At 69.1% G+C, this 10,566-nt stretch carries 12 protein-coding genes; 8 read left to right on the forward strand and 4 right to left on the reverse strand.

Annotation, left to right across the window (positions count from 1 at the left end):
• Window positions 1-9 precede the first annotated feature (9 nt).
• The 7 genes from QUV35_RS15980 (at window position 10) to QUV35_RS16010 (ending at window position 5,971) form a co-directional block, all read left to right on the forward strand.
• A complete protein-coding gene (locus tag QUV35_RS15980) occupies window positions 10-426 on the forward strand; it encodes a PaaI family thioesterase (protein WP_300876274.1) in 417 nt (138 codons plus the stop codon).
• Between the two features lie 3 nt (window positions 427-429).
• Window positions 430-840, forward strand: coding sequence for an HPF/RaiA family ribosome-associated protein (locus QUV35_RS15985; protein ID WP_366945446.1), 411 nt, complete (start codon window positions 430-432; stop codon window positions 838-840).
• 125 nt (window positions 841-965) lie between these two features.
• The gene (locus QUV35_RS15990) at window positions 966-2,126 is read left to right on the forward strand and encodes an ABC transporter permease (protein ID WP_300876277.1); all 1,161 of its coding nucleotides are present in this window, start codon (window positions 966-968) and stop codon (window positions 2,124-2,126) included.
• A gap of 4 nt (window positions 2,127-2,130) precedes the next feature.
• Window positions 2,131-2,898 carry an ATP-binding cassette domain-containing protein gene (locus QUV35_RS15995; RefSeq protein ID WP_300876280.1) on the forward strand — a complete coding sequence of 256 codons (768 nt, stop codon included), beginning with the start codon at window positions 2,131-2,133 and terminating at the stop codon, window positions 2,896-2,898.
• Entirely contained in the window at window positions 2,895-3,902 is a 1,008-nt protein-coding gene (locus QUV35_RS16000) for an MlaD family protein (protein ID WP_300876283.1), read from the forward strand. The genes QUV35_RS15995 and QUV35_RS16000 overlap by 4 nt, the downstream gene beginning before the upstream one ends.
• Window positions 3,899-4,489 (forward strand): PqiC family protein, encoded by a 591-nt coding sequence (locus QUV35_RS16005; protein ID WP_300876285.1) that lies wholly within the window; start codon window positions 3,899-3,901, stop codon window positions 4,487-4,489. Before QUV35_RS16000 ends, QUV35_RS16005 begins: the two co-directional genes overlap by 4 nt.
• A gap of 63 nt (window positions 4,490-4,552) precedes the next feature.
• Window positions 4,553-5,971, forward strand: a complete 1,419-nt coding sequence (locus tag QUV35_RS16010) for a phosphatidylserine/phosphatidylglycerophosphate/cardiolipin synthase family protein (protein WP_300876288.1) — start codon at window positions 4,553-4,555, stop codon at window positions 5,969-5,971.
• A gap of 49 nt (window positions 5,972-6,020) precedes the next feature.
• On the opposite strand, the gene QUV35_RS16015 is transcribed toward QUV35_RS16010, so the two are convergent.
• Window positions 6,021-6,518 (reverse strand): hypothetical protein, encoded by a 498-nt coding sequence (locus QUV35_RS16015; protein WP_300876291.1) that lies wholly within the window; start codon window positions 6,516-6,518, stop codon window positions 6,021-6,023.
• 155 nt (window positions 6,519-6,673) lie between these two features.
• Here QUV35_RS16015 and QUV35_RS16020 point away from each other — a divergent pair, with 155 nt between their 5' ends.
• On the forward strand, window positions 6,674-7,777 hold the full coding sequence (locus QUV35_RS16020) for a 3-deoxy-7-phosphoheptulonate synthase (protein ID WP_300876294.1): 1,104 nt from the start codon (window positions 6,674-6,676) through the stop codon (window positions 7,775-7,777).
• 39 nt (window positions 7,778-7,816) lie between these two features.
• Here the strand turns inward: QUV35_RS16020 and infA are convergent, their stop codons facing one another.
• The 3 genes from infA to QUV35_RS16035 all read right to left on the reverse strand — a co-directional run bounded on the left by infA (window position 7,817) and on the right by QUV35_RS16035 (window position 10,426).
• Complete coding sequence (infA, locus tag QUV35_RS16025; protein ID WP_300876297.1) at window positions 7,817-8,071, reverse strand: translation initiation factor IF-1; 255 nt, start codon at window positions 8,069-8,071, stop codon at window positions 7,817-7,819.
• Between the two features lie 28 nt (window positions 8,072-8,099).
• Window positions 8,100-8,369, reverse strand: a complete 270-nt coding sequence (locus QUV35_RS16030; protein ID WP_300876299.1) for a hypothetical protein — start codon at window positions 8,367-8,369, stop codon at window positions 8,100-8,102.
• A 353-nt stretch (window positions 8,370-8,722) separates the two neighbouring features.
• Window positions 8,723-10,426: an AarF/UbiB family protein gene (locus tag QUV35_RS16035; protein ID WP_300876302.1), complete on the reverse strand. Its 1,704-nt coding sequence runs from the start codon at window positions 10,424-10,426 to the stop codon at window positions 8,723-8,725.
• Window positions 10,427-10,566 lie beyond the last annotated feature (140 nt).

Raw genomic sequence — 10,566 nt, forward strand, 5'->3', positions numbered from 1 at the left:
GGAGACAACATGAAAACACTCGCCGATGATTTCAACGCCCGCGGCGCGGGCGCGCTGCCCGGCCACCTGGGCCTGGTCATCACCCACGTGAGCACAACGGAGGTGCGCTCCGAGCTCGCGGTGAAACCCACCACCATGGCGCCCAACGGTTTCCTGCACGCCGGCAGCGTGGTCACGCTGGCCGACACCAGTTGCGGCTACGGCTGCATGGCCAACCTGCCCAAAGAGGCCACCGGCTTCACCACCATCGAACTCAAGAGCAACCACCTGGGCACGGCGCTCGAAGGCACCATCGACTGCGTGGCACGGCCGGCCCACATCGGGCGCACCACGCAGGTGTGGGACGCCACCGTGACGCACCGCGAGACCGGCAAGACGATCGCGCTGTTTCGCTGCACGCAGATGGTGCTGTACCCCAAGGTCTGACCAATGAAACTGAACTTCACGCGCTCGGCGTTCTCCGACTGGGACACACCACCGAACGAGGACAGCACCATGAAGATTCAGGTCAACACCGACGCCCACATCGACGGACACGCACTGCTGAGCGAGGGTGTCACCCGCACCGTGAGCCATGTGCTCAAACGCTTTCAGGACCACGTCACCCGCGTGGAGGTGCACCTGAGCGACCTGAACGGCGACAAGGGTGGGCAAGCCGACAAGCGTTGCGTGATGGAAGCCCGCCTCGAGGGACGCCAACCCGTGGCCGCCACCGAAATCGCCGGCTCGCAGGACCAGGCGGTGCGGGGTGCGGTGGAAAAACTGGCCCGGCTGATCGACAGCCAGCTCGGTCGCGCGTCCAGCTCGGAACGCTCGCCCGTCAAGCCCACGGCGGACTGACGCTCAGGGCTTGCGGGCCGCGGCCGGGGCTTTCGCCTCTGCGCAGGGGTTCTGGTCGGCGGGCCGCCGGCCGTATGTGTGGCAACGAACTGACCGGCCCATGTCGGCCCCGCTAGTCTGTGGCAATGACCGAACCGCCGACCGCCACCGCGCCGCACGACCGGCTGCCTGCGGGCGGCCCGGGCGCCGCCAGTGCGCAATGGCTGCCGCAGGACAACGCCTGGGTGCTGGGCCTGGGCGGCGAATGGCGCGGACACCAGGGTGTGCTGCCCGACCTGCCCGGCGCGCTGGTGCGCGGCGAGGTGCGTTTCGACACCACGGCACTGCGTTCATGGGACGTGGCGTTCGCATCGATCCTCTGGCAACGCCTGAGCGCGCTGACCCGGCCGCCGGTGCGCATCGATCTGCAGGGCCTGCCCGAGGGCCTGCGCGACATCCTGTCGATGGCGCTGACCGAGGAATCTCCCGCGCCCACTGCGCCCCGGGCCCAGGCCGGGCGCATCCAGACCCTGGGTGTCGGCACCCAGGCCTGGTGGGACGACGGGCGCCGCTCGCTCACCTTCATCGGCGAGGTGTTGCTGTCGGTGGCTCGGCTGCTGCGCGGCAGGAGCGGCATGCGATGGGGCGACCTGGCCTGGCAGATCGAACAGACCGGCCCGCGCAGCCTGCCCATCGTGGCGCTGGTGAGTTTTCTCGTGGGCCTGATCGTGGCCTACATGGGCGCGGCGCAGTTGCAGCGTTTCGGCGCGCAGAACTTCATTGCCGACCTGGTGACGGTGGGCGTGGTGCGCGAAGTGGCAGCGCTGCTGGTGGGCATCGTGCTGGCCGGCCGCGTGGGCGCGGCGTTCGCGGCCCAGATCGGCAGCATGCGGGCCAACGAAGAGGTCGATGCGCTGGCCACGCTCGGCGTGAACCCGGTGGACTTTCTCGTTTTGCCGCGCGTGCTCGCGCTGCTGGTCGTGGGGCCGCTGCTCACCGCCTTCGCAGCACTTGTGGGCATGGCGGTGGGCTGGCTGGTGGCGGTGGGCATCTACGGCGTGACACCGCTGGAATATGTGGTCGCCAGCGCCCAGGCGCTGACCCTGCCGCATGTGCTGGTGGGCCTGCTCAAAGGCACGGTGTACGCCGTGCTGGTGGCCCTGGCGGGTTGCCTGCAGGGCATGTCGGCCGGGCGCAGTGCGCAGGCCGTGGGCGATGCCACCACCGCTGCGGTGGTGCAGGCCATCGTGTGGATGGTGGTGGTGGCCTCGGTGCTCACCGTGCTGTTCCAGCAGCTGGACTGGTGACGCGATGACGTCTCCCCTGATCCGCGTGCAGGCCATGACCATGGCCTTCGGCGACCACGTCGTGCAGCGCGACCTCGACTTCGACGTCTTGCCTGGCGAGGTGCTGGCGATCGCGGGTGGCAGCGGCTGCGGCAAGAGCACCTTGCTGCGCCACCTGATCGGCCTGCAGGCGCCGGCCGCCGGCCGGGTGTTGCACGGCACACAGGACCTGTACACGGCCGACGCGAAGACCCTGGGCGTGCTGCGCCAGGGCTTTGGCGTCGCGTTCCAGGCCGGCGCCCTGTGGAGCAGCATGACGGTGGGTGAAAACGTGATGCTGCCGATGCAGCTGTTCACCGGGCGCGATGCAGCCACCTGCGCGCGGGACGCGCGCTTCAAGCTGGCACTGGTCGGTCTGGCCGACAGCTTCGAGGCCGAGCCTTCACAACTCAGCGGCGGCATGCGCAAGCGCGCGGCCATCGCGCGGGCGCTGGCGCTGGACCCGCCACTGCTGTTCCTGGACGAACCCTCGGCCGGGCTGGACCCCTTGTCGTCGGCCCAGCTCGACGAACTCATTCGCCACCTGCGCGACGACCTGGGCACCGCCGTGGTGATGGTCAGCCACGAGCTGGGCAGCATCTTCGCGCTGGCCGACCGCCTGCTGTTCCTCGACGCGCAGAGCAAGACCATGACGGCACTCGGCCCACCCGACGACCTGTTGCACCACGGCCCGCCGGGGGTGCAGACCTTCCTGCGCCGCGGCGCAGGACAGCCCGAGACCCACACCCCATGAAGCGCCAGCTCAGCCCCACCCTGATCGGCACCTTCGTGGTGGTCGGCCTGTCCCTGATCGCAGCCACCGTGATCGCGCTGGCGGGCAACAGCCTGTTCACACGCAAGGAGAAAGCCGTCATGTTTTTCAGCGGTTCGGTCTACGGCCTGCAGGAGGGCGCACCGGTGGTGTTTCGCGGTGTGCGCGTGGGCAGCGTGGAGTCGATCGCCGTCTTCTACGACAGCCGCACCGATGACTTCTCGATCCCGGTGCTGGTGGCGCTCGACGGTGACGCGGTGAGCGGGCTCGATGGCCGCAGAACCAAGGGCGTGGGTCTGGCGCTGCCGGCGCTGGTGCAGCGCGGGCTCAGTGCCCAGCTCGCCATGCAGAGCCTGCTGACCGGCCTGCTCTATGTCGACCTCGACCTGCGCCCCGCCCGCCCGGGCCAGCTGCGCGGCACCTACCGCGACGTGCCCGAGATCCCGACCACGGCCACCGCCATCCAGGCCCTGAAGAACCAGCTGGAAGGCATGGACTTCCGCAAGATCGCCGAAGACCTCTCCGCCATCGCGGCCTCGGCCCGCGCCGTGGTCTCCGGCCCCGAACTCCGGCAGGCGCTGACCGACCTGGCCGAGATCACCGCCACCTTCAAGCGCGTCTCGACCCGGCTGGACCAGCGCATCGATCCGCTGGCCAACGAGTTGCAGCGCTCGTTGTCGTCGGCGCGCAGCGCGATGGACAGCCTGGGCCGCGCGGCGGGCTCGGTGAACAGCACTTCCGAACAGGTGTCGGGCCTGTTGGCGCCCGACGCGCCGCTGGTGCAGAACCTGCAGCGCGCCGCCGACGAGGTGGGCCGCAGCGCGGCCTCGCTGCGCGAGGCCACCGCCGACGACTCCAGCCTGCGCCTGGGCGCGGACCGGGCACTGCAGGACCTCTCGCGGGCAGCACGCGCCTTGCGCGACCTGGCCGAGACGCTGGAACAACAACCCGATGCCGTGCTGCGCGGGCGCAAGGTGACGCCATGAAGCGGCGCAACGCGCTGGCCTGCGTGGGCCTGCTGCCGCTGCTGCTGACGGGCTGTGCGTCGACGCCGACCGCCACGCACTGGTACGAACTCAAGAGCGCACCACCCGAAGCCGTGCCCGCGCCCGGCGCGGACGACGGCTCGGTGTGGGAACTGTCGGCGCTCGTGCGGCTGCCGGGCGCACTCGACCGGGACACGCTGGTGGTGGCCAGCGGCGCGGCCGGCGTCACGCCGCTGAGCGGTCACCGCTGGGTCGAGCCACTGCGCGCCAGCATCCCGGCCCGGCTCGCGGACGATCTGGCCCGGCTGCGCGGCGCAGGACGCGCGTGGCTGTCGCCGGCGCCGGCCGGGGTGCGCGTGACACAGCGCCTGCGGGTGGAGATCGACACACTGGTGGCCGACGAGGCGCGCACGGTGCTGAGGCTGCGGGCGCGCTGGTGGCTGAGCGAGGTCGCCCCCACCGGGTCGCCCGCGAGCGGCACCGCGGTGATCGACATCAGGCTGCCCGACCCCTCGGTGGACACATTGGCCGCTGCCCACCGCCTGGCCATCTGGCGGCTGGCCCGGCAGATCGAGGCACCGCCCTGAACGTGCACACTGCGGCACTCCCGTTGCCGCGGCACCGGCCGTCTTCTCCTTCGTCGAACCCCCATGCAAACGACACGCCCTCCGACAGCCCCCAGCCCGCGCCGGCTTTGTGGCCCGATCCTCGCCGCCATGCTGCTCACGGTGGCGGGCTGTTCCAGCCTGCCCCCCCGCACCGCGGACCTGCCCGCTGAACAAGCCGGCATGGTGAGCGTGAGCGGGGCGGGCGGCCAGGTGTCGGAGCGCGCCGAGCGCCAGGCGCTGCGCGGGCTGGCGGGCGAGGGGAAAAAGGACCTGCTGATCCACCACCTGAAGACCCTCACCGACAGCGGCGACGCCGACCTGTACCGGGGCAACCGCACCCGCCTGCTGGTCGACGGGCCGGCCACCTTCGGCGCCATGAAGGCCGCCATTGCGCAGGCGCGCGGACGGGTGCTGCTGCAGAGCTACATCGTGGAAGACGAGGGTGTGGCGGCCGAGGTCGCCGAGCTGTTGCTGGCCCGCGCAGCCCAGGGTGTGAGCGTGGCCCTGATCTACGACGCGGTGGGATCGATCCGCACGCCCGAGGCCTTCTTCCAGCGGCTGGTGGCCGGTGGCGTGTCGGTCTGCGCCTTCAACCCGGTCAACCCGACCCGGCGCCCCGGCCACTGGGGCCTGACCCACCGCGACCACCGCAAGCTGCTGGTGGTGGACGAGGACGTGGCGTTCACTGGCGGCATCAACATCAGCCGCGTCTACGGCTCCAGCTCGTTCGGTCGAAGCGGCCAGATCACGGGCGAAGGTGTGCTCGATGATGGCTGGCGCGACACGCAGATCGAGCTGCGCGGCCCCGTGGTGCCGGTGATCGGCCGGGTGTTCGAGGCCACGTGGCAGGAACAGGGCTGCAAGGGAGCGCTGGGCCAGCCGGCCGCGCAACGCGCCGACAGCGAGCCCGGGGATCGCGTGGTGAAGGTGATCGCCAGCGACCCGCGCGACAAGGACAACCGGATCTACAGCACCCTGCTCTCGGCGGTGGACGCCGCACGGGTCAGCGTGCGTTTCACCATGGCGTATTTCGCCCCCGGTGCCGACTTCGTCTCTGCACTGCGCAACGCGGCAGGACGCGGGGTGCTGGTGGAGATGGTGCTGCCCGGACGCAGCGACTCCAGCCTGGCGTTTCACGCCGGGCGCTGGTATTACGACGATCTGCTGAGCTCGGGCGTGCGCATCTACCAGATGGAGCACGCCCTGATGCACGCCAAGACCGCGGTGATCGACGGTGTGTTCTCCACCGTGGGTTCGAGCAACCTGGACTGGTTGAGCTTCGTGTCCAACAGCGAGCTCAACGTGATCGTGCTGGGCGACGACTTCGGCGACGAGATGAACGCGCTGTTCGAGCGCGACCGTGCATCGTCGCGGGCGATCACGCTGGAAGAATGGCGCCGGCGCGGCCTGAACGACCGCGCGAGGGAAGTGCTGGGCCGGATGATGGAACGCCTGCTCTGAACCACGGCCGTCATCGGCCTGGAAACCACCGGCGCGTTGGCCCGGTTGATCAGTTCACGCGCACCTTGAACTGCACGATCACCGCGCCATCGACATCCTTCAGCGATGGAATGAGGCCGACGTTCAGGCCAAAGCGGCGACCCTCGTAGGTGACCATGGGCAAGGCCGCGAAGAAGTTGCCGCCCCGGTTCATGGCCGGGTAGCCGTTCATGATCCCCACCGCTGCGCCGAGCTTGAACGCCCCGATCGACCAGGGCTGCCAGTTGGCCGCCGCATAGGTGGTGTTTTTGCGAACGCTGTTGTAGTAGTTGCCCGCCATGAACGAGAGTTCGTTGCTGGTGCGGTACTCGATACCCACACCGAGGTTGTTTTCGTTGTGACCCGCCTGCCGGTCGAAATGCCGCGAGAACCCGCCCACGTTGAGCCACAGCGAGGCTTTTGATTCGGTCTGGAGGTCGAGCACGACCGGCCCGGACTGCGCGGCGGCGGCCGAGCAGGCACCCAGCATGACCAGCATCAGGGCACAGGAAGAAGACATTTTGTTCATGGGGGCCTCGCGGAAAAGGTCCGCCAGACACAGCGGGTTCACTGTGGTTTCGGCCCGCGCAGACGATTTCTTGAGGTCGGGTGGCCTCAGAATCGGCGGGGAAGCGCCAAAGCGTGCGTTTTTCCTCACCTTTCCCGGCCGCTGCCACCCACCCCATGAAAACCCACCCCACCCCGCCCACCACGCTGGACACCACCCGCATCGACGACCTGCGCATCGGTGCCGTTCGTCCGCTGATCACGCCCGCGCTGCTGCAGGAATGGCAGCCCGCCCATGCGTCGGCCCAAACCACCGTTCAGGACAGCCGGGCCGCCATTTCGCGGGTTCTGCACGGGCAGGACGACCGACTGGTGGTCGTCGTCGGGCCGTGTTCGATCCACCACCACGACCAGGCCATGGCCTACGCGCGCCTGCTCAAGGCAGAGGCCGACGCGCTGCAACAGGACCTGCTGGTGGTGATGCGCGTGTACTTCGAGAAGCCACGCACCACCGTGGGCTGGAAGGGCTACATCAACGACCCGCACCTCGACGGCAGCTTTGCGATCAACGAGGGGCTGGAGATGGCGCGCGCACTGCTGCTGGACATCCTGACGCTGGGGCTGCCGGTGGGCACGGAGTTTCTGGATCTGCTCAGCCCTCAGTTCATCAGCGACCTGGTGAGCTGGGGTGCGATCGGCGCGCGCACCACCGAGAGCCAGAGCCATCGGCAACTGGCCAGCGGTCTGAGTTGTCCGGTGGGCTTCAAGAACGGCACCGACGGCGGCGTGAAGGTCGCCTCGGACGCGATCCAGGCGGCGCAGGCCTCACACGCCTTCATGGGCATGACCAAGATGGGGCAGGCGGCGATCTTCGAGACCCGCGGCAACGATGACTGCCATGTGATCCTGCGCGGCGGCGCGCAGCCCAACTACGGCGCAGGCGACGTGGCTGCGGCCTGTGCCCTGCTGCAAAAGGCGGGTTTGCGCGAACAGGTCATGGTGGATGTGTCGCACGCCAACAGCAGCAAGCAGCACCGACGCCAGATCGAGGTGGCGGCCGATGTGGCGGCTCAGGTGGCAGCGGGAGACGGCCGCATCATGGGTGTGATGATCGAGAGCCACCTGCGTGAGGGGCGCCAGGACATCGTGCCCGGTCAGGCCCTGCAGGTCGGTGTGAGCGTGACCGATGCCTGCATCTCGTTCGAACAGACCGTGCCTGTGCTGCAGCAGCTGGCGGGCGCGGTGCGCGCACGCAGGGCGAGGTGCACAGCCCGGGCTTGACGACGGCGGCGGGCTTGGGCGCCCGGCGCGGGCGGGAGGTCAGCGCGGCTTGCGCGGCACCATCGGGCCGCGGCCTTCGATGTGGCGGAAGTTGATGCGGCCCTTGCTCAGGTCGTAGGGCGAGAGCTCGAGCGAAACACGGTCACCCGCCAGGATGCGGATGTGGTTCTTCTTCATCTTGCCGGCGGAATACGCGATCAGCTGGTGACCGTTGTCCAGCGTCACACGAAAGCGCGTGTCGGGCAGCACCTCGTTGACGATGCCCATCATGTCGATCAGTTCTTCTTTGGCCATGGTGTTTCCTTTGCTTGAAGTGTACGGTTCAGTTCGGGCGCGCCGCCAGGCGGGTGGTGTCGTGCACCCAATCGATGCCCTGCGCCAGGCCGTAGTCGGCGGCGGCGGCATGGGTGGGAAAGGCGCTGTCAAAGCGCATCACGCGGGCGGTCGACGCGCTGCCGACGCCGCTGGCAATGGACACCTGGGCGGCAAACTGGCCGCACGGCAAGGGGCGTGGCAATGCCGCAATGCGGTACTTGCCCAGGGTGAGGGGAGAGGGATTCGTGGAGGGAATCGTGGAAATCGTGTGAATCATCAAAAAACGTCGGTGGGTCTGGGCGCGCGGCATTCGCCGCTGCGTCGGAAAACCCGAATCAAAAATCAAAAGACCGTTGGCAGCCCCAGCGCCGGGGGGTCTCACCGCTGGGTCCGGGCCCGGGGCCGCCGCGCTGGGCGAACGATCGGGACCGGCACGCGAACCACGGCAGGGATTCGGGCAAGGCAGTGAGGGGAAGGCCACGGTGCTGTGAGAAAGCGGGGTGGCGCGCCCTGGAGGGACTGGACCAGCAGCCCCTCTGCCGGGGGCGGTGCGTATGGGCCTGTGGGCTTGGACGCGGCTGGTCGCTCAGGGCGACCGCGCATGATAGCACGCCGAGGGCATCGGCGCGTTCAGGAGACGTCGCCGCCGTCGCCCCCATGGCTGCTGCGCCGGATGGCGCGCACCAGCCAGAGCCCCCCGAGCACGGCACCCACGAAGCCCAGGAAGCCGAACAAGGGCAGACCCATCAGCGTGGGACCACCCTGGACGGTCATGACGATGGAAGACCCGATGATCAGCGCCGAGATCACCAGCGCCATGGCCAGCCGGTTGGCGGCGCGGTCGATCTGGTCACCGACGCGCTTGAGATGGGCGAGTTCGATGCCCACCTGCAACCGACCCCGCCGTGCGTTGCGCAGCAGGCGCGACACATCGTGCGGCAACTGCTCGGCCAGGCTCAGCGTGCGGCGCAGCGTCTGCCAGACACGCTTGCCCACCGCCTTGGGCCGGTACCGCGCGCGCACCGCTTCATGCAACAGCGGCAGCGCCTCGGTGGCCATGTGAAAGTCGGGGTCGAGGCCGCGGCCCATGCCCTCCAGCGTGATGAAGGCCTTGATCAGCAAGGCCAGATCAGCGGGCAGTGCCAGATGGTGGTCGCGCAGGATGGCGGTCACATCCGCCAGCATCTGACCCAGGCTGAGCCGGGCCAGGGGCACGCCCTGGTACTGGTCCACAAAAGCCTCGATCTCGGTTTCGAGCAGCGCCAGCTGGACACCGTGTTCGTCGCCGGTCCAGTCGATCAGCACATCGGCCACCGCTTGTGGGTGGTGCTCCACCAGACCCAGCAGCAGCTGAAGCAGCTCTTCGCGGCGGCGCTGCGACAGGCGACCGACCATGCCGAAGTCGATGAAGGCGATGCGGTTCCCGCTCAGGTAGAACACGTTGCCGGGATGCGGGTCGGCGTGGAACAGACCGTCCTGCACGATCATCTTGAGCACCGCCTGGGCGCCGCGGCGCGCGAGCAGCTGGCGGTCCATGTCTTCCGTGTCGAGACGCTCAAGCGCATCGCCTGGCACACCATCCACACGGTCCTGCACATTGACGCGCTCGTTGGTGTAGGCCCAGTGCACGCGCGGCACCACGATCCACGGCAGACCCGACATGTTGGCGGCGATGCGTTCTGCGCTGCGGCATTCGGACGCCAGGTCGAGTTCCCGCTTGAGCGAGCGGGCGAGTTCACGCACCAGCTGCTGCGGCCGGTAGGGTTTGAGCGCGGGCAGCCTTTCCTCGGCCAGGGCCGCGAGGCGGGCCAGCAGGCGCAGGTCGGCGGCGATGGTCTCGGTGATGCCCGGCCGGCGGATCTTGACGACCACCTCGGTGCCGTCGAGCAACCGCGCGCCGTGCACCTGCGCGATCGAGGCGGCGGCGAGCGGCTCCTGGTCGAAACGGGCGAAAACCGCCTCGGGCTCGGCGCCAAGGTCTTCGCGCAGCTGGGGCCGCAGCAATTCCAGCGGCACCGAGGGCACCCGGCTGTGCAGCTTCTCGAATTCGGTGATCCATTCGGGCCCGAACAGATCGGCCCGCCCCGCGAGGATCTGTCCCAGCTTCACGAACGCCGGACCGAGTTCTTCGAGCGCCAGCCGCACCTGCACCGGTGGTGCCAGGCGGGCGAGGTCGGCGGCATGTTCCCATCGCAGGGCATGCCCGGCCCGCTCGAGCGAGTCGGCCAACCCGAGCCGGCGCACGCTGTCGCTGAAGCCATGGCGGATCAAAACACCCAGGATGGTATTGAGTCGGCCCATGTCACGGGCGGCGCCCAGCGTTTCGGCAAGCATGCAGGGATGATAAGACCCGGACCCCGCGAAGCGGGGGAGCGTGGGGGCACACAGATCCGGCGCCGGGCCGCCCCAAGCCGGATCAGCCCCCTCGGGGGGCAGCGGACCTCGCGCAGCGGGGGAGCGTGGGGGCAAAAGAC

It is taken from the genome of Hydrogenophaga sp., from assembly GCF_030373225.1.
GTDB lineage: Bacteria > Pseudomonadota > Gammaproteobacteria > Burkholderiales > Burkholderiaceae_C > Hydrogenophaga.